The sequence below is a fragment of the Candidatus Pantoea communis genome (assembly GCF_011752685.1).
Classification (GTDB): Bacteria; Pseudomonadota; Gammaproteobacteria; order Enterobacterales; family Enterobacteriaceae; genus Pantoea; species Pantoea communis.
The window spans coordinates 15086-34883 of record NZ_VWXC01000020.1; the positions used below are offsets into that span (position 1 = coordinate 15086).

General features: G+C 48.6%; 14 protein-coding genes and 3 pseudogenes. 7 read left to right on the forward strand and 10 right to left on the reverse strand.

All coding sequences use genetic code 11. The features are described 5' to 3' along the window. Positions 1 to 34: 34 nt before the first annotated feature. The 4 genes from F3J37_RS21670 to F3J37_RS21685 form a co-directional block, all read right to left on the reverse strand. Positions 35 to 466 (reverse strand): hypothetical protein, encoded by a 432-nt coding sequence (locus tag F3J37_RS21670; protein WP_166935706.1) that lies wholly within the window; start codon positions 464 to 466, stop codon positions 35 to 37. A gap of 714 nt (positions 467 to 1180) precedes the next feature. Further along, positions 1181 to 1912, reverse strand: a complete 732-nt coding sequence (locus F3J37_RS21675; protein ID WP_166935708.1) for a YoaK family protein — start codon at positions 1910 to 1912, stop codon at positions 1181 to 1183. Positions 1913 to 2259: 347 nt separating this feature from the next. Next, positions 2260 to 3018, reverse strand: coding sequence for a tyrosine-type recombinase/integrase (locus tag F3J37_RS21680; protein ID WP_444505531.1), 759 nt, complete (start codon positions 3016 to 3018; stop codon positions 2260 to 2262). Between the two features lie 720 nt (positions 3019 to 3738). Next, a complete protein-coding gene (locus tag F3J37_RS21685; protein WP_166935710.1) occupies positions 3739 to 4587 on the reverse strand; it encodes a hypothetical protein in 849 nt (282 codons plus the stop codon). Between the two features lie 138 nt (positions 4588 to 4725). Here F3J37_RS21685 and F3J37_RS21690 point away from each other — a divergent pair, with 138 nt between their 5' ends. The 3 genes and pseudogenes from F3J37_RS21690 (at position 4726) to F3J37_RS21700 (ending at position 9277) form a co-directional block, all read left to right on the forward strand. After that, a complete protein-coding gene (locus F3J37_RS21690) occupies positions 4726 to 5202 on the forward strand; it encodes a hypothetical protein (RefSeq protein WP_166935712.1) in 477 nt (158 codons plus the stop codon). 27 nt (positions 5203 to 5229) lie between these two features. Continuing rightward, a pseudogene (locus F3J37_RS21695) lies at positions 5230 to 5934 on the forward strand (EAL domain-containing protein); the annotation flags it as partial. 244 nt (positions 5935 to 6178) lie between these two features. Further along, a complete protein-coding gene (locus tag F3J37_RS21700) occupies positions 6179 to 9277 on the forward strand; it encodes an autotransporter outer membrane beta-barrel domain-containing protein (RefSeq protein ID WP_166935716.1) in 3099 nt (1032 codons plus the stop codon). Positions 9278 to 9744: 467 nt separating this feature from the next. Here the strand turns inward: F3J37_RS21700 and F3J37_RS28180 are convergent. After that, a pseudogene (locus F3J37_RS28180) lies at positions 9745 to 10472 on the reverse strand (transposase); the annotation flags it as partial. Between the two features lie 1055 nt (positions 10473 to 11527). On the opposite strand from F3J37_RS28180, the gene F3J37_RS21715 reads away from it, so the two are divergent. The 3 genes from F3J37_RS21715 (at position 11528) to F3J37_RS21725 (ending at position 13318) form a co-directional block, all read left to right on the forward strand. Continuing rightward, positions 11528 to 11812, forward strand: a complete 285-nt coding sequence (locus F3J37_RS21715; protein WP_166935720.1) for a hypothetical protein — start codon at positions 11528 to 11530, stop codon at positions 11810 to 11812. Positions 11813 to 11828: 16 nt separating this feature from the next. Continuing rightward, entirely contained in the window at positions 11829 to 12254 is a 426-nt protein-coding gene (locus tag F3J37_RS21720) for a hypothetical protein (protein WP_166935722.1), read from the forward strand. 122 nt (positions 12255 to 12376) lie between these two features. After that, complete coding sequence (locus tag F3J37_RS21725) at positions 12377 to 13318, forward strand: hypothetical protein (protein WP_166935724.1); 942 nt, start codon at positions 12377 to 12379, stop codon at positions 13316 to 13318. A gap of 424 nt (positions 13319 to 13742) precedes the next feature. Here F3J37_RS21725 and F3J37_RS21730 read toward each other — a convergent pair whose 3' ends face one another. From F3J37_RS21730 to F3J37_RS21745, 4 genes are all read right to left on the reverse strand, one after another. Continuing rightward, the gene (locus F3J37_RS21730; protein WP_166935726.1) at positions 13743 to 14303 is read right to left on the reverse strand and encodes a hypothetical protein; all 561 of its coding nucleotides are present in this window, start codon (positions 14301 to 14303) and stop codon (positions 13743 to 13745) included. Between the two features lie 92 nt (positions 14304 to 14395). Beyond that, positions 14396 to 14599 carry a KTSC domain-containing protein gene (locus F3J37_RS21735; protein ID WP_166935727.1) on the reverse strand — a complete coding sequence of 68 codons (204 nt, stop codon included), beginning with the start codon at positions 14597 to 14599 and terminating at the stop codon, positions 14396 to 14398. A 203-nt stretch (positions 14600 to 14802) separates the two neighbouring features. Next, complete coding sequence (locus tag F3J37_RS21740; protein ID WP_166935729.1) at positions 14803 to 15405, reverse strand: DUF2913 family protein; 603 nt, start codon at positions 15403 to 15405, stop codon at positions 14803 to 14805. 103 nt (positions 15406 to 15508) lie between these two features. Then, entirely contained in the window at positions 15509 to 15751 is a 243-nt protein-coding gene (locus tag F3J37_RS21745; RefSeq protein ID WP_166720329.1) for a DUF2767 family protein, read from the reverse strand. Positions 15752 to 16137: 386 nt separating this feature from the next. Between F3J37_RS21745 and F3J37_RS21750 the strand changes: the two genes are divergently transcribed. Next, positions 16138 to 16797, forward strand: coding sequence for a lipid II-degrading bacteriocin (locus tag F3J37_RS21750; RefSeq protein ID WP_166935731.1), 660 nt, complete (start codon positions 16138 to 16140; stop codon positions 16795 to 16797). On the opposite strand, the pseudogene F3J37_RS21755 reads toward F3J37_RS21750, so the two are convergent. Beyond that, positions 16769 to 19776 (reverse strand): annotated as a pseudogene (locus F3J37_RS21755) (Tn3 family transposase). The gene F3J37_RS21750 and the pseudogene F3J37_RS21755 overlap by 29 nt on opposite strands. Positions 19777 to 19798 lie beyond the last annotated feature (22 nt).

The window sequence follows — 19798 nt, forward strand, 5'->3', positions numbered from 1 at the left end:
AATCTGGTCCTGTTTCCGCAGCCTGCCGTCAGGTTCAGCCATTGCTGTCGTCGACGTTAAGCAGCACCGGGACAATGTCCTGTCCGGCCCGTCCTGAAAGGATAAGGAAGCGGCGCCATACGTGATAGGGCACAAACGCAAAGCCCAGACGATACTCATGCAGCAAGTGCGAGGCTTCACCGCCAATGCCCAGCAGAACGGCTAACCTGTCGTCCGTGGCGTACTCCGGTATACACGCCTGGAAATGGCCGAACCAGGCGCAGACCACTTCTCTGGCAGGTGGTTTCCACCCTTCCGTCATTTCCCGCAGATGCGCGGTGTCGTAGTCGCGGTACCGGAACGAATCCGGCCCGGCGACGGTTGGTGCGCCCAGTCCTTTAAGCATGAGAGCTGATGCTCTGCGCACGTTTTCCTGACGCAGGGCTGATCTGTCAGAGCCCGGTTCCTGGGTTACCAGTTCTTTCATTGTCATCCTCTTATCTGAATATGTTGGAATCGCTCCGGCAGGCTGACATTAAGGCTATGCCGGCCGGTCGTCACTAAAGCAGGGGATCGCCCGCAGCAGGCACAGGCACGGTGGGAGCGCCTGGCCATTACAGCGGGCGGGCATCATATGCCATTAAGATCTTCCAGACGAGAATATCGGCAGCAACTTACGTTCAGCTGAGTAAAAAATGGTTAAACCCGTGCAGAACAGCCACGCACGTGCTGCGAAGGTTACCAGGCTGCTCACGGACGGCAAAGGTGTACCTGCAATCCTGAGTGTCAGTCTGGGCGGATCCGGGAGCCACTGTAAACAGTAAATGCGCTCAGAAAATGTCAGATCTGAGCAAAAGACGCATGCAGAGGGGCGTAGCAGATGGCAGCGTGCATATAGTGTACATTTTTACAGTATACAGTGAACCCAGGCGAAAGCAGCCCGCCCCGATCCCTCAGCATTGATGTCATACAGGACGAACATCCGATAAGCAGCATTTCCGGAAGCTGCTAATGCCGTTTAGCGGGAAGACTTAAAGATGGCAGATAAAAAGGGCGTTCTGCAGGTGCCGGCGCGATCCATCGCATTCCCTGACTGCTGCTTCACGCCCTGCAGCCGCCGGCCGGAGCGGCCCGTGGATCCAGACAGACGGTCAGGGTGCTTTCATCTGCACGTGACCGCCGTCGCTGAAAGTACCGGCCGCTACCAGAAACGCCAGCCGGTCAGATGCAGCGCGCGGGCGATGCCCCCGAGCGCGGTAAGGATGAGCAGGCCAGCCAGCCCCGCCATGGCGCTGAAGCCAAACCGGACGAAAAGAAAATAGCCGGCCACGCACCCCGACAGGAACGAGACGATAGTCACGAGGTGCGTGCCGAGCAGCGCCCGGTGCGCGGGCGCGTCAGCCGCCTCGCGGCGGCTCACCGACGCCCGGAGCCAGGAGCCCAGCGCCATACCGGCATCGGTCAGGGTCCCGGTCACGTGCGTTGACCTGACCCGCCCGCCGGAAAGCTGCGTGGAGGTGGCGTTATGCAGGCCCATCAGCAGCGCGAGCGTGACCAGCACCTCGCCGTTGTTGCGGATGCTGTACCAGCGGATTTCAACCAGCGAGGTCGCCAGCAGCAGCACGCCCTCACACAGCAGCAACAGGCAGAATACCGTGCGCACGTTACGCCGCAGGCCAAAGGCTACGGCGAGGCGCGCCAGCGTGGCGCCCGTCACGAAGGCCAGGATCAGCACCGCCAGAAAAAGCAGGCCGTGCAGGTCATAACTTCCCGCCTCCGCGGACAGCTGGGAGGTGTTACCCGTCATGTGGGAGGGGAAGAAGCCAAACGCGCCGAAGGCCATGGCGTTGAGGACGCCCGCCGTGGTGGCAAGCGTAAGGGCGAGCAGGCGATCCTCACCGTGGGTACGGTGTTTTTTTCTCCTGAGGAGCATACGGTCAGATCCTGATGATAAACGGAACTTTATTATGAGTAATCATGCGCCGTTAGCAATCAGACCCTTACGCCGGCCACTGCCTTTTTTCCGCCGGGCGCACGTTCCGCATACCGGCAGGAGCACGGCCAGCATCCAGACGCTGGCCAGCCCCGTCACCAGCGTCGTGAGCAGCAGCGGCAGCGGCGACCGCTCAGGCGGCAGAAACTGAACCTACAGGCGGAACCGCCGCCGACGCCACCGCCCGACCTTTGCACCCAGACTGACCCAGAGATAAAGGTTCACCGCCGCGAGCCCGGCCATCAGCAGCAGGTCCGTCAGCGTCACAAAATTCCGCCAGTCCGCTATCACAGTCGCCCCCCAGGCAGCAGCAGTGAGCGTGCTTCAGCCGGATCCATCGAGAACCGCACGCCGAGCTGGCGGGTCACGTCCAGCGCAAACACCCGGGTATACCACTCTGTGGACTTCGCGTCCTTGTGCCCCATCAGCGTCTGGATAACCTTCTGCGGCACCTGGTGTTGCACCAGGTGCATCGCAAACGAGTCCCGAAACGTTTTGGGCGTCACCGGTCGGATGGAGAAGGTGACGCCGTCACGCTCGGCGGCCGCGACCGCCTGTGAGATCCAGCTGCGCGCGGTATCCTCGCTCCTGATATCCCACAGCCGGGCGCCCGCCGGCGGGTTTACCGTCGCAAACCATTCTCTTAACCGCTGCACGAACCCTGGATCGGTGAGCGGCACCGCGCGCGGCGGGTTGTCCCTGATTTCGGCCTCAGCCTCCCGCTCCGCCTGCTGCTGCTCCTTCGTCGGGCGCCCGCGCCGGCGGCTGCGGTTTCTTGCGGCCTCCTCGAGCCCGCGCTGCTTGAGGGTGCGCAGCACCACGAACGGTGACGACAGCGGCGCGCCGGTGAGCGGGTCGTCAAGCACAAAGTCCTCCCGGGTCAGCGGCAGTATTTCGTTCAGCCGGCCGCCGGTGTTCCACAGGGCGTCGATGAACAGCCGTTTGCGGAGATCGGTCACCTTAGCGAGCAGCACCGCCACCTCGGGCGCCAGCAGGTAGCGGGGCATGTCGGTGCCGTAAGCGGCGGCGAGGTTGCGCAGCGCCACCGCACTTTCATAGTCAAAGTAGCGCGCGGCGCCATGATCGTGCAGATTATGCTCAGTGACAACGCTGTGCGAATTCTGCAGGATTTCGCGGGGTAAAGTGCTCAGATTTTCAATCTCCGTCGTCTGGCATGTGAGAACGTATTTTCGCGCGTCTGTCCAGCGAAAACCACGGGAATAAATCGATCCTCACCGGATCCTCTGCGGATCGGTTTTCCGGCTATTCTTCCGTATACGGAGAATAACCTGGAAGGCCCGGAATAAAAAGCGGGGCGATCGGCGGCGGTTCCGGCGGAAAATGTACCGTAACTCACTGACGATAAAGCAAAGTTAAGCCAGAGAGGCCCGTCACGATCGTACCAGGCACTCTTGGCTGCGTGCCTGGTCAGTATTAATTTCCACATAACCTGATGAATGAAACCAATCGGCCGGAGGGATTTGATCTGAGCACCTTCACGAAATTCATAACAAGGAAATAATGTCAATAATTTATATCGCTTTTTAACGTCAAAATTTGGTTGTAAATCATTACGTTTTGTCTGCATGAAGGATACGTTATATTCCCTCAAACAAAATATAATTATCACTCAGTATCTATAGCATGCGAGGTGATTATTCATGAATATTTATTAAATTGATTGAAATAATAAAAAATTAACTTAATTTGCCTGAGTGACGCAAAGGGCGGTAGCATGTTTTTTTGTCACTGACTGACAGGGTCATTTATAATTGATTGTTTTTTTCTGAAATACCTTCCATGCCGTAATAAAAGAAAGAGAAATAATAAGCCATATAAGAGTTGAACATGGAAAAGAACTTCTTATATACAATCACTTTATTGGATTTACTTTCAAGCAGAAGTAAACCTCTTGATTCTGCGTCTAAAATCATGCTTCTCAGATGTGTACGAGATATACCACAACGTTTAGCAATAGAGCTTATCGTATCTTTAGAATTTTCGTTACGGATTCCGAGCATATAAATATTAATGAGCACCATGTGACCGGAATCTTTTGCGATAAATACTTCAACATCCTTTACAAGATTAATCAGAAAAACAGAAGACTCATGAATTTCTGTATATCTTTTAAAAAAAAATGGGAGATCAAAACCACTTAAACGTTCACCCTTTAATGATTCAGGAAAGATAGATTTCAAACTAGGGGTCATAGTATTAAGCAGGCATAAAGTATCTTCAATCCCTTTTTCAGTCATCATATATATTTTTTTTCGACGATCTTTATTGCTGTTGCAGACACGGATCCTCCCACTTACCTTAAAAAGAGTCAATAAAGAAGATACAGTATTCAAACTGACCATACCTGTTTTGAGACACTGACGTGAAACTTCTGAGAGAGAGGCATCTTCCTGACTGTAATAAACCGAAGCAGTGATGGTTGAAATTATAAATCGATTATTGCTGAATATAAATTTATAAAATAACTTCTTACGATCGAACTCATTCAAAATCATTTTGCAATGAATATTTACCGCTAGTTGAAAATTTTCATCCGCTTTAATTTCGTCGTTAATTGATTTTATTCGCATGAACGTTTTTACTTTTCTTTCCATAACAACCTCTTCCATCCTAAAAGGCTATGTTAAGATGAATTCAACTTCAACAAAAGACTTATCACATTAATTTAATTTAAGCTTTTTTTGCTAACTCTGGTTAAATCAAGGAGTTGATATTTTTTAATGAGAGAGATTATGAAAATAATTGGATCGGAATTTGATAATTTTTATTTGCTTGGATTAAAAAGTTACCTGAAGAAATATAGGGTCAGTGATGTGGAAAATTTTTCTGATTTTTTTTTAAAAAAGATATCTCAACAAAATCTACTTCAAACACTAACTCTTTCACCACGCATAATAAAAGGCGAAGAGAAAATTATACTCCTTAGTTCGAAAAAAACATTGCCTTTGTCAGTTTTCCTGATAAACCAAAGAGAGGGTGTTTTTTTGTTGAACTCAGGTGCATTATACGGAAAAAACTCGGATTTGAGGAGCGTGGTTTCAGATAAAAATAATATAATCACATCCGGAGAGTTTAACTCTCTCTATGAGAGTATAAACGTTTCACGAAGTTGCCATGCACATTTCAAGACGAAAGGCTTCTATTCACAAAGGCTGTCTGCATTGAAAAAGCTCGGCATCAGCTCCCTGAATGATGTCTTCTTTTCATGAAGTAATACCTGTTTTTTTAAAAGGTGCACAATGAAAATAGCGTTTGAGCCTATTCTAAGTTCCGACGGTAAACTATACGCAGTCGAATGCCTCACCAGAGCTTACGGTAAGAAAGGCGAAAAATTGAATAACACTGAGCTTTTCTTTAAAACAGCGAACGGCGAAGCGTTAAATGAAATCCTTAACTATCAACTCGATGTGATTGAAAAAAATCACCACTTTTTTTTAAATAAAAAAATTCGCGTCAGCCTTAATTTAAATTATAAGTGTATTGAATTTATTAATCCGGAAGCTCTGAGAAAGCTCAATGAACTTGAAATGTTATGTTTGGAAGTTGATGTACATGATATACAGTTTTTGTCTGAAAATGGGGTGGAGTTCCTGAATTCTTTGAATAACGAAATCTGGCTTGATGACCTGGATGCCAATGAAGAGTACCCCCATCTGAATTTAATCAAAAATATCAAATCAATAAAAATAGATAAATATATTTTTTGGAAAGATTTTTCTAATATAAACTCAATTGAAGAGCTAACGGAAAAATATACCTCGAAAAATTTAAGGGTTATATTCGAGGGTGTTGAGACGAATAAGCAATTTAGCACCATAGAAAAAAAAAGACTTCTGTATGCTCAGGGATATCTTTTTGAAGAATTTTTTGAAGACTCCTTAAAGGATCTTACGTTGCTATTATCGGCCACGCCACATCGAAGGGATAATAAGTTATCTTAAAGAAGAAAATTCATTTTGGATAGATAAAATTTCATCTGCTTTTCTCATGCTAAATTAAAGGGTGACTTTCCTGCGGAGGAATAACTATAAACACTAACGCCATCTAGATTCACTATAAAATTATCACGTACGACATTTCATATTGTAAGGTTAAATTAATCATGAATAGAAAGGTTAATATTCTTTTTTCAATTATGTTTATTGTTTTAATCATCAAATAAATCATTGTCATTGGGGTCCTATTTTGAAAAAAAATAATATAGCTATTTTTTTATCCTTGCTTTCTGGTGGCGCAGTTTCTATTGCATCTGCTTCAAATGAAACAGTTTATGATAGTGGTTCGACAGAATATGCAAGCTTTTTGACATATAGTGAGAGATTTAATACTTCATCTAATTTTTTAGTTACTGGATCTGAAACATCTGTCAAAGCAAATTATAGCAGCAGTTCGCCATCGAGTGGCACCATAAATATAGGTAACGGCGCAGCTCCGGGTGATACTGATGCTTACATGCTGATTAAAAATGGCGCCAGTGTATTTTCTGAGCAAAATGTTTTTATTGGAAGTGTTAGTGATCTTACCTCTTATGTAACGGTATCCGGACGAGATTCAACACTTATTACTCCTCAAATTCTCGTTGGTAATGCTGGCGGAGGAAATAATAATTCTCTAAATATTACCGATGGTGGCCAGGTAACTGCGTTTGACGTCTACGCAGGCTATGGCGCTGACGGCATTATTAACGTCAATGGCAAGAGTTCCGTTTTAAATATTAAACCCGGTATCGATGCATCAGGCACAGAAACAAAACAACTCACAATTGGTTCTGGAGGTTTCACCGGTGTGTTGAACGTATCAGAAGGAGGTGTTGTTAACGTCTCTGATGGTGCAATGTTAAGTCTGGGTGGAACAGGTTATGGTAGTGGTGGTTCTGGAACCCTTAACATCTCTGATGGCGGGGTCGTCAATGCCGGAATAGTTGCTGGGGGTAACAGTATTGATAGTTCAGATATTAATATTTTCGTTAATGGCGCTGGCTCAGAGTTGAATCTTAATACTTTCTATCTGGGCGCAGATGAAGGCACTGCAAAAGCTACTGTCAGCGATGGTGCCTCTATTACAGTATCTGACAGATTATATCTTTCGTCTAGTATGTCAGGTATGGCTGAGATGAATATTGAGAGCGGTGGTACACTTTCAGTTGGTGGGAAAAATGGTATCGTTTATGGAGGAAGCAGTACCCCTGCCATTTTCAATCTAAACGGTGGAATTCTAAAAGCATACAAATCCCTTCTGACAACCAGCGTCAATATTAACCTGCTCGGTAATAGTATCTCTTCCTTAGACACTAATGGTGTCGGTATGTCAGTTTCAGGCGTATTGTCTGGCACAGGAAGCTTACTTAAGTCTGGATCTGGAACACTAACTTTAAGTGCTAAGAATACTTATACTGGCGATACTCAGATTGAAGACGGTACGCTGGAGACAGGCGTCGAAAATGCCATCGCTTCAAGCCGCAGTTTAGCTCTTCATTCAGGGGCTACTTTAAACCTAGGTGGTTATAATCAGAAAGTAAGTTCACTCACCGGAGCAGGTAGTATTTTACTCGGAAATAATACCCTCGATGTAATCAACATTGGCGACAATGAGACCACTTTTTCTGGCATTATATCTGGAGATGGCAGCCTCAGTAAAACAGGAGAAGGTACTTTTATTTTAAACGGCAGTAATACTTACACGGGCTCCACGACTATTAACGGCGGTACCCTTAAAACGGTCGTGGAGGATGCTTTTGCGTCGACCTCCGGCGTGAGGGTAGCCGACGCCGCCACCCTTAACCTTGCCGGAAACGATCAAACTGTCACCTCGCTTAACAACAGCGGCACGGTGCTGATTAATGATACCGGCGCAGGCGTGCTTGCGAAAGTAGTAACCCTGTATGGTGACATGATAAACAGCGGTCTGGTAGTGATTAATAACGGTGCCACGAATGCAGGTCAGACGCTGGCCGTTAAGGGGGACTGGACTGGCAAAAGTGGTACGGTTTCCATTGGAACCGTACTGGGTGGCGACGACAGCCTCACCGATAAGCTGGTCATCAGCGGAAACGCTTCCGGTACAACCTATGTCAGTGTTGCCAACGAAGGCGGTACCGGTGCACAGACCCTGGAAGGCATCGAACTTATATCCACCGGCAGCTCCGCAGCAGATGCCTTCGTGCAGAGCAGGCGTGTCGTCGCCGGCAGCTATGAGTATCATCTGCAGCAGGGTAGCGCTTCCGGCGCAAATATGAATAACTGGTACCTGACCAGTCAGAGTGACAATGGTGGTAATGGTGGTAATGGTGACACTGAACACACCTATCGCCCTGAGCGCGGGAGCTACGCCTCCAACCTGCAGGCCGCGGCCACGATGTTCAGCATGCGCCTGAAGGATCGTCAGGGCGGCAGCGTCTACACGGATCCGGTCACCGGTGAAGGCCATGAGAGCAGCCTGTGGGTACGTTCGGTGGGCGGTCATACGGAAGGCCGTCTGTCAGACGGGCAGTCAAAGTACTCTGCTAACCGGATGGTGTTCCAGCTGGGTGGTGATGTCCTCAACGGCAGCCTGGGTGCCGACGATGCCTTTAGTCTTGGCCTGATGGGCGGCTACGGTAAACAGTACAGCAACACGAACAACAACATCTCTGGTTATCATTCAAAAGGCTCCGTGTGGGGTTACAGCACGGGCATCTATGGTACCTGGTATCAGAATGCGAAGGACAGGACCGGCCTTTATGCGGACAACTGGCTGGCCTGGAACTGGTTCGATAACTCGGTTAAGGGTGATGAACTGTCCTATGAGAAGTACAAATCAAAAGGCCTGACGGCCTCCCTGGAAACGGGGTATGTCTTCCATGCCGGTTCGTATGTAACGTCAGGCGGGATGGAAAACAACGTCTATGTGACGCCACAGGCACAGGTACTGTGGTCCGGGGTGAAGGCTGATGACCATACGGAAGCGAACGGCACGACGGTGCAGGGCCGCGGCAGCGATAACGTCCAGGCCCGCCTGGGTGTGCGCCTGTCAATGACCGGTCAGAGCCGCCTGGACAAAGACTCTGTCCGTCAGTTCGAACCGTTTGTGGAAGCAAACTGGTTGTATACGTCAAAGGACTATGGCGTGAAGATGGGTGACAACAGCGCGTATCTCCAGGGAAACCGTAACGTAGCTGAGCTGAAAACCGGTGTTGAGGGGCACGTGACCGAAAACCTGAGCGTATGGGGTAGCGTTGCACAGCAGATTGGGGGAAACAACTATCAGGACACGCAGGGAGTGCTGGGCGTAAAATATAGTTTCTGACGGAAGCCATTCTCTTACGATTGAGATGATTAATCAGAGCCCCGTGATGGCGGGGCTCTTCACTTTCTACCTGTCATTGCTCAATTTCAATGACTGATTCGCAACAGCTCAGGCGCGGTTTATGTAATCATCAAGACAGTAACCCACACCCTCTCGCGTAAAGAAATGAGCAACGATTTTCTTCCGACATAATACATTGTGACATTATAACCGGATGTCGTAAGCGCCGCCCTCAGCGGCTGACCTGATTCTTCGGTTGATTTGGGCTGCATTCCTAGATAACAAGGGATAATCGGTGAAGCGTGCATCCGGTCACTTTTCTGCGCGACCTTCATCCAGTAAAACAGTGACTCACCTTTGCGCAGGTACCCGCAAACCCTGACGAACAAAATGCGACTAAGCCATAACCGGCATCTTCCCGGCGCCGTCGTGCCCTGATCAGGCTTAACGTCACCAGAAGTATTGAAGAAACAATCTGAGCACCAGCGCGTATCCGGCTTAAGTGTCACGACGTTGCCGGTATGACAGCGCTCTGGCTTTTTATGGCCAGATTTTGCCAGCAACTGGTTATTTGCCTGCATGATCCGGTAAATACGTTTGGGGTTAACGCGCCAGTTCTGTTCCTTCAGCGCACGATTGAGGTGCGCAGTCACGCGACGGTTGCCGTTTGTTGCCCGCACGCTGCTTATCTTGCGGATAAGCGGTAACAGTCGGGCGTCATCGTCTATGCTGTAGCGGGCTGACCGGTGCTGGCGTTTCTCCAGCAACCGGTCATACAGATTTGAACGCGATACACGTAGCACTTCTGCTATTCTGATGAGGGGATATCTTCCGGTGGCAGCAATGGCATGCGCGATATCAACTTTTTTGCCTGGGCTATCTCAAGCGCGTCGCGAAGGATTTCGGCTTCCATCGTTTTACGTCCCAGCATCTGTTCAAGCTGTTTGATTTTTTTCTCCAGCGCTTTGAGCTTAGAGACGCTGACTACCTCATCACCTGCGGCGATCGCAGACTTGCCACCTTCGTTCATGAGCCGTTTCCACTTAAAAAGAAGACGGGGAGTGATGCCATATTGCCGGGCAACGAGTGAGACGGTTTAGCCGGGTTGCATGGCGAGCGTAACAAAGCGGGCTTTCTCTTCGGGAGTATAACGACGGCGCTTTTGCTCGCCAGTGATCACTTCGATTCTTTGCACAGGACACTCATTAAACATAGCTCTAAGACTATGTCTTACAGATGAAGTGTCCGGTTTAAACGGGGGCTATTACACCTGTGCCTTTAAAGCCTGTGTGCCTATGCAATACAACTAGGTTTGTTTGTTTAATTATTTCACGAATTGCTCCGCCGTCAGGTTCGCAGAAAATGGGGAAAAAACGCAATACCCTTAAAATACCCAGGCGTGAGAAGACGCGAACGCGGGCCTGACGCGCCTCACACGCACCGGAATTGCTATCACATGCTGTTATTAAGAAACAAAAAAATCATATATGCGGAAAGGATGCGCACTGGGGAGTCTGACGGAAATGCCCAATCGTAAAAATCCGGCAGACGGATCCCGGACGAAAAGCATGACAGGAACAAAAAGGGGGAGGGTTCTTGGAACAGCAGGGTCAAAAAAGGCCTCTGTGAGGAAGCCTTTTTCGAAATTTTCGCGTCCCGGCCTTAGCCGGAATCGCTCACACAGTCAGAGATCCTGTCTCTGGGAAAAGAATATTGTACAAACTAACGGGTACGTCGAGCCTTAAATCTGTGCCATCCGCTCCAGGCCGCAGTAAAACGGACTTGAAAACCAACGGTATGTGGTCTTGCGATAGTGGCGTAGCTATCTGTTATGTAAGATTATAATGGACATAAAAAATCTTATAACAATGGTGTCTTAAACGCGAAAATGGCACTCAACGAACAGCGTTGACTACTAACCGATCCTTCGTGTGTTCATATTTTTTTTATCGTACGTTCCCGTACCGTTGTTACTCAGGCCACAATCACTAGTCGAACCTCGCATAAAATATATCAAAAGTATATCTAGCACGTTTACAAAAGATATAGATTTGATATCATCTCAACATTAACCACCACAATAGGAGACCAAATGCCATAAGAGAAACTGTCCTACATTAGTCAGCGCGCAGATGCGTGCACAAACTGTATCAGTGGACTAATAGCGCCGTAGTTGTTTTGCCTTTTTCCAACGGTTAGCTAACTCACTGAGTGCATCCATAAAAAGGAATCGAAGAAGAGAAGAAACCTATGAATCTCAACGCCGAAAACAAAGCTAACAGCTTTTTGTTTAGATTACGTAGCAAGGATACCCCTACGGGTGTCAGTGCAGTAACGCTGGACAAACTGATGCAAGAGACCGGCCTGAGCAAAACCGAGCTTACACATCTGGCCCTGCGCAATTTGGCGAATGAATATTTGCCATATTACGAACCGGATGATGGGCCGCTAACAGATGCTCAAATCCAGCGTATAAACGAAGTCAGCAAGGCAGCGGATATACCGGAAGAGAGTTTCACCGAAAAACTCTTTTGATGGAGGGAATGCTTGAATGGCTTCCAATAATAATAATGGCCCGACTCAGTTTCACCCATTACCAGCGGTAGGGAGTATCGTTTGGGTGAAATTTCCATACGCTGTAGGCCAGCCGGGCCCATATGCGCGCCCGGCCATAGTGAAAGAAGTGTCACCAGCTTACCATCGCGTTAAGCTGGTGTTTGGTACTAGCCAGAAGACCGAAAAATTGTATCCGACAGAATTTGTAGTCAAAAAGACGGATCCTGATTTTCTACAGACCGGCCTATCATATGACACTAAATTTGATGTAAGCCGTATAGCAAATGTGCCCTACGATGATGAATGGTTTGAGATTCACTCACCTAGGCCTGGAAAGCCGCCTTTCACATCACCCGTTATCGGCCAACTCCCAGCTAGTTATATCCCCGCCATTCAACTTGCAGTATCACACGTCAAATAATCCGCTGCCCCGAAAGGGGCTTTTTCGTTACATTGATTATCACCATCACTTACGCAGATGTCTGAAAATAAATGGATTATAATGATAACCTGCCGATAAAGTCAGATAAATAGGCTCATATTATGGACCAATACTCGCTTCTGTTAATCAAGTCGCTCATTGAGGCGACTCAGCAAGATCACCCATTCAAGGATTTTATATTTCCTGTTGTAAGCTCACTGTTTTCTGCGATTATGGGAGGGCTAATAGCCATATATATAAATAATCAACAGGAAATAAGCAAAGCCGAGAAGGATAAATTTAAATGTTCTATGCACTTAATGTTTACCATCATTGAATCTCTCAATAACTTAATAACGGTAAAAGAAAATTACAGAAACATCGATACAAAAAACCCTTATCTAAGGCTTTGGATCTTTCCAGAAACCCTCTTAAAAGCAGACAGAATCTCTATCGATTTACCTGATTTTTCATTTATCAAAGAGCTTAAGACCTGCAACTTCTCCAGAAAAGAAAGGATGAAAAGATTTATATCCCATAGTATATTCAGGAAAGCAGTAGAAAAGCCAAGCAATCTGGAATTAGGGAAGTCATGGCGTAATTTATCAAGGTTAAGCGCTCTGATTTCGAACTACAACACTGCAATTTATCAGATTGAGAAAAGGAATGTATTGGATGACGACGCCAGAAAGAAAGTGCATGATTACATTAAAGATAAATCCATTAAAGATGATGCAAGCTTTCAGATGGCCCTTCATGCCTGTCTTTCAGATAAGGAAATCCACAATCTGATTGACCTGACAGAACTAACCATATCACTTATTGATCATGTTATAAAAGAAATGGATTCTTTTGTAAGAGAGTTCCCCGATATTGCCGAAAGCAATATTAACCTTTCGAAATTGAAAACAGGTAAAAGACTCATCAGATATAACAACGACAGGCAGGCATACGCTTATTGTTTAAAAAAAAACATTGAGCCTGACTTTCATTTACTGGCTTCCTTATTCAGAGTTGATATTGAATCAATAAAGAAAAGATATACATTAACTGATTGGTATTAGCTGTAAAAAACCATACTTATCAGTATCACATGAATATTTCGAGCAAGTGTTGCAGCCTGAGCTTCACACTCCGCTTAACGACAACGAATAACGCATGACCTAACGGCCTTTAGCTAAATCCATAAAGCACCGCGTAAGCGTTTTTACATGCCTGACAGCTAAGCTTCTGTTTCAGGTCCAGAGCACACTTCGTGCAGATGCCATCATGTCGGCATCTGCACGAGCAGAGGTGCAATATTAATAAGATTGCCAAGTTATGTATGCACCATACTACTTTTTAAGTTATCTTTTGATGTGTCATTAACAAACTATTGACTAGCAATTACTAACATGTAAACCTAGTTAATTGGCAGCCTAAAATTATCTTGCAGAACTAATCACAGATAATTGCCTAAGAATTGATTAATGAAAATCAATCCCCCTATCACCTAAGCACAATGATTTCATTGTCATCTATATCCTTGCACTCGCCTTTCCTTTTAATTGAAGTGTTAATTCTACCACCCTGGTTTATATATTCGTAATGAAATGAATTTTTTAATGCTTTATGTACCATATCACAAGAGTCTTTATTTAAACCTGTCACAATATATGCAAAGGATTTCATATCCCTAGATGTTTCCTCAAGAGGTGGAATTTCTTTCATATATATATTCTTTGGGATTCCTTCATCAAGATAGAATTTTTGAATCCATTGAGGACCTTTCTTCATATAGTCAATATAATACTGTTCAAGTTTAAAATAATATGGCCCTGGCACCTCATTTACCTGTGTTAAAAGCTTTAATATTTCAGTTGAATCATAAATAGCATTTACCCTCTTAATTCCCTCTGAAAAATGATTTACATTTGAAACTGTTTCAGCGACTTCTAGAAGTAATAATGGTGACGCGGATACATTAAATGTAGTTAACTTAACCATTGAGAGTAAAATTAAACCTTGAAATATAGTTTTAATTCTTAATGGGGCTTTATAAGGGAACATGATTTTTCGATCCTTTGATTTAAATTTAAATTCAACTCAGATAAAATGAAAAAGTTTAATAAACTGATTTTAGATTACAATTACACCCGTTTCTATAAAGAAATATAGCGGCCCTCAATGTTGTTCCTGAAAAAGGCGTCAGCGTCCGCGGCCGCGCAGAACGCCTGATACACCTTTGCCGGCACCGCGAGCCAGCGCCGGCACGCGCCGTTGCGGTACTCAAGCTCCAGCACGCCGGTGGTCGGATCGTAGCCCGCGCTGCGAAACAGCTGAGACGTCACTTCATGCCTGTTCATGGTGTGGTTCCTGTCCTGGCGACCGCTCACGTGCTCGCCTTCCAAAAAAGTGGGGCGCCGCCGGGCAGCACCCTGTTCAGGGAATGAAAACAAACGATTTATTATTCTGCTTACGCGGGAGTTATCGGCCGCCCGCCCTGAAACCTGAGTGGCATGTAGGTTCACTGTAGCCTGTAACGTCCGTGACCATTCCGGCCCGCGCATCACGCTGCCCGGAATCCGTCCGCGAGCAGATGATGCAGATGTTCATCCGCCCCGCCAGCCGCTTCCCGGCGCCATCCCGAGCGCTGCAGCAGCTTATCGAGCGCGGGCAGTTCGCCGGTAATACGTGCGGGCAGGGGAATGCGCTGACGGCCACGTTCGTCAAAGCCGGCGTCCAGCGCGTGACGGTTCAGGTAGATGCCCGATACGGACGGGCTCAGGCGCAGCTGCCGGCGGCCGCTCCACTCGCTCTCTGCCAGCACCATGTAAATCCAGCCGGTAAGCTTCACCGCGTGCAGGGTGTGCTGCAGCCGGAAAAGGTCGTTCTGCGCCAGCAGATGGCCGCTGCTGGCGCGCCACAGGTAGTCGAGCTTGCCGGGCAGGTCGGCGCGCAGACCTTTTTCCCGTCCCTCTTTCAGCAGCCAGCTGATGTCCCCGGCCAGCTCACGTGGAAAGCGGCGCTGCTTTTCGGCGGTGGCCAGCCAGCGGGTCAGAAACAGGTTGTCCTGTGCGGGAGAGGTCACAATACCGTCCTGCCGGGCGGTATTCAGCGCAATCAGCCCGCACCAGGCGAGGTGACTGACGTTCAGGTTGTCGTTATCCATAAGCCGCGTCCTTCATGACGGACCACAGGAAAAAGTGGCCCTGAAATCCGGCATTTTATGACATCACCATTCTTCAGAAAACCCTGAAGAGCCTGCACCCGTTTCAGCTGTGAAGTCTGACTTCATCAGGGTCGTCACCCCGGAGTTGTTCAATCGCGAAGATCAGTGAGGGATTACAGACTTGGTTTTCTTTAATGCAGGCTTTTACGAGTGTAACCAGCTCCTGTATCAGTCGTTCACGATCGGTCTGCTGGCCCCTGTCGGCCAGATTCAGGCAGATCATTCCGGTAATCCGGCATGCCTCCCAGTAGGTGGATTCTGTCAGTTCATTTTCTGAGTCTTTCATCCGCGTTTCTTCCGTTTAGATCTGATGCACATGAGCGTACTGGCGAAAGGCAGAGCCCGTTATTGTCGGTTTACCGATAATGTAGCGCCGGGCAGCACTCTGGCTGAAGCCTTAATTCAGACGGGCGAGCAGTGCGTAGTCCGTCCTGTGAATGCCGCGTGAGCGGCATGGAGGCGCCAGAAACCGTTCAGGACGGCACTGATCACGATAAAAACGTTGTGGCATATGACAAGGCCGATGCCCCTGCGTGACAGCCCACCAGTTGCCGGGGACAAAGCAGATGCAGTTATAAATTCATCGGTAAGACAATAGCATCTACTTGATAATGATTATCATTAGTTTTAATAAATATCTTGCTCACTACCACTCGATTAAAGGAGTTAATCATGGCAGAACAGCCACCGATCAATGTTATTGCGACCCCGGTTCCGGCCCCATCATACCCCTCATCCTATGATTATTCCGCCTTTTCGGATAATGGCCTCCCTGCAGGTTTTGCTGATGCAGTTTATTTACAGGCACGTATCCTGGCCTGTGAAGACGGTACTAAAACGGCTCAGATTCTTGAGCAGTGCCGGGAATGGTATCAAAAGCATCCTGAAATACTGAAGCGCGTCCTGGGCGCCGCAGCCTATGCCGACAGTCAGCGGGTAACACACCCCAACTGGGCTTACTGGGATATGTTCAATGCCAATGAAGCAGATTATTTTGAGGCGAACCAGCAGACTGAACTGACCAACAATGCCTTTGGACCGCTGGCGGCTCTGTATCACTTTATTTACGGAGAAGGGCTTCCGCTTAGCGCCGATATGGCCAAGCTTTCCTTCAGTTTTGACCGGCAGACGTTGCCCCCTGTTAACACTATCCTGAGCACGGTTCAGACGGGAACGTTTCCGATTAATGAAAAAATTGGCTACGATTTCCGTAACAGTAGCTACTGGGAATGGGCTTATCTTGGACGCGTAAGCCTGACACTTCAGGGTAGGGGTTTGAGGGCCAATGGAACGAATACGTACGCTAAGAAGTTAATTCATTGTTTAAATTAAAATTTAATTCTCTCAGTTCCCCCTTCAAAATATCCTCCGGTAGCGTAAACGTATAATGCCCAAGTATATTGATATGCCCGTGCATCAGTGGGGATAACCGGGCGATATCTTCAACCCCGGTTTCTTCTGCATTCCTGCGCATCCAGCTCAGGGCTTCCTGCATATAAAGTGTGTTCCACAGTACCACTGCGTTAGTGACCAGGCCCAGTGCACCCAGTTGATCTTCCTGACCTTCACGATAGCGCTTTCTGATCTCACCGCGCTGTCCGTAGCAGATCGCCCTCGCCACAGCATGGCGGCCTTCTCCCCGGTTTAGCTGCGTCAGGATCCGCCGACGATAATCTTCATCATCAATATAATTTAGAAGGTATAGCGTCTTGTTGACGCGCCCGACTTCCATGATCGCCTGTGCCAGCCCTGATGGGCGCGCGCTTTTCAGCAAAGAGCGAATGAGTTCTGAAGCATGAATGGTGCCCAGTTTCAGGGAACCGGCGGTTCGCATCATCTCATCCCACTGATCCTCGGCTTTCGACAGATCGACACAACCACGAGCGAGTTCGTCCAGTGCACCGTAATTTGCCGATTTATCCACCCGCCAGAATACTGCTTCACCGGCATCGGCAAGCCGGGGAGAAAACTGGTATCCCAGCAGCCAGAAGAGGCCAAAAATAATGTCGCTGGTACCGGCTGTGTCTGTCATGATCTCAACCGGATTCAGCCCTGTCTGCTGCTCCAGAAGGCCTTCCAGCACAAAAATGGAATCACGTAATGTGCCGGGGACAACGATGCCGTGGAATCCAGAATACTGATCAGAGACGAAGTTGTACCAGGTGATGCCACGTCCGGAACCAAAATATTTTCTGTTAGGTCCTGAATTGACGGTTTTCACCGGCGTGACAAAGCGCATGCCGTCAGCTGAAGCCACTTCGCCGCCACCCCAGCGGCCAGCAAGCTCCAGTGTGGACTGAAAATCAACCAGGCGGACATTGGCGCTGACCAGCGTTTCTGCCCGGAGGTAATTCTGTTTCACCCAGCTGAGCCGGTGGCGCGTCAGCGCCGGTATATTGTGCTTTATCAGCGGTTCCTGCCCGATATTGCAGGCCTCAGCATCAGGACCGCGCATAGGCTGATGTGCAGTTCCTGCGCCCGGGCCCCGGATTCACTGACATGCGTAAACTCACGTGTAAAGCCCGTTCTGGCATCTATCTCAAGCAAAAGTTCCGTCAAATCTACCGGCGGGAGTAGCTGCCTTACCCGACTGTTGAGACGATGCAACGATGGTGGCTCCTCCAGTTTCTCCAGGCTGCTGATAGTCAGGGAAGGATATTTACCGTCATGGCAGATATTAACCTCCGCATTTCCTTCAAAGCGGGATGCTACGGCTTTCCAGGTTTCATCCAGTTGGACCGCCAGCTGTTGCACGCCTTTATGTCCATCAGTGGGATGTCCCAGCGCCCGGCAGACGGGAACCCGCTGAGCCTGCCATTCTTCCCCCTGCAACAGCTTCTCGCGGGGATTGCCCCAGCGATCGCTGTTTTCGAGCCAGATGTCCCGTCGGCGTAGTGCATCCTGAAGGCGCTCCAGTAGACAAAGCGAGTAGCCAGCACGCTGTATCCGGCCATCCGCATCGTATACCAGGCGTTTCCAGGGGCCGGTAATAATATGTTCAGGCGCATCGTCCAGGATGCGCTTTTTCGAGCCGTTCAGTTCGGTCAGATAATGAATGGCGGACAGCGTATGTTCTCCGGCTGGCGCTGCCTGGAAATGCAGGTCGCGCAATACCGCCGGAAGAAAACGCTTTACCCGCCCGTACTGTTCCACCATTTCGTCATGGAAATTGTTGTTCTGAGGCCGGGCCAGCTCATTTACCTTGCTGACGGATTCTGCCAGTCTGTTCTTCGGTATGCTGCTGAATATGGACTCCCTCAGTTCAGCATCGTCAGCCTGCTCATCTAGCAACAATGAACATGCCCGCGCCAGCAGTAGCGCAGCACGGTCAAGATCTTTCAGCGTCCTGAGCCGTTTTTTCTGCCCCGTTTTCTTCGCCGCACGAGTGATATCCAGTATCAGCATATCGAGCACATCAACGGATTCATCCAGCGCCGCAGTCTCCTGTGCTTTAACGAATGCAGTGAGTATGGCCAGCTTTCTCTGCTGTGGCATTCGCGCGATATATTTTACCGACGCCATGCCTGCGTAACGGGCCAGATTACGTAGTTGTATAGCGGGCAGACCAGTAAAACTCAGTCGGGAAAACTCCAGGTTTCGCAGCCGGATATACCGCTCCAGCGCTTCGATAAATGCCGGTCCGCTGACGGTGACAGGTCCCTTTTTCAGTTGCTCCAGCGGTGAAATTCTCTGTCCCTCAGGAATGTCCAACAGCTCCGTCACGCGGGCGGTCTGCCAGCTGTCAGGCAACGCGGCCAGTTTCTTCCACAGCTGCTGATTTGCCCGTTCACGTATTTCACTGACGAGACGTACAAGTGTGGTTGCTCCGGGCAGCAGGACCTTATTCTGAAGCAGCCAGGCGGTGGCAAAATCAAACATCAGGCCGGGTCGCTCATTACTGAGCCATGCGCGGGTGTATAGCAGGCGCTTCAGGCGGAAAGACCAGGGGAAATCGCCAAATTCATGGTAACCGTAATAATCCTTAATCAGCGCAGTATGCTCTCTGAGGGTGGTATCCCGTTCTGCGTAGCGTGAAAGGACTTCCGTACGGCGGATATTAAGCTGCACCGCGACAAATTGCTGAACACCCGGCAGAACCAGGGTTAAATCCGTCAGAAAGGTGCCCAGAAAACGGGCGGTGGTGAGCTGAAGCGCAATTCCCAGCCGGTTATGCCTTCCCCGTCGCTGGTTAATGAAGGCGAGATCCCGCTCATCAAGATGAAAATAGCGCGCCAGCTGCACGTCATTGGGTTCTGCAACATAGCGACCATAATTCAGTTCCTGCTCAGTGGTCAGAAAATCGACGGGCATATCGGCCTCCCAGCCTGACGGT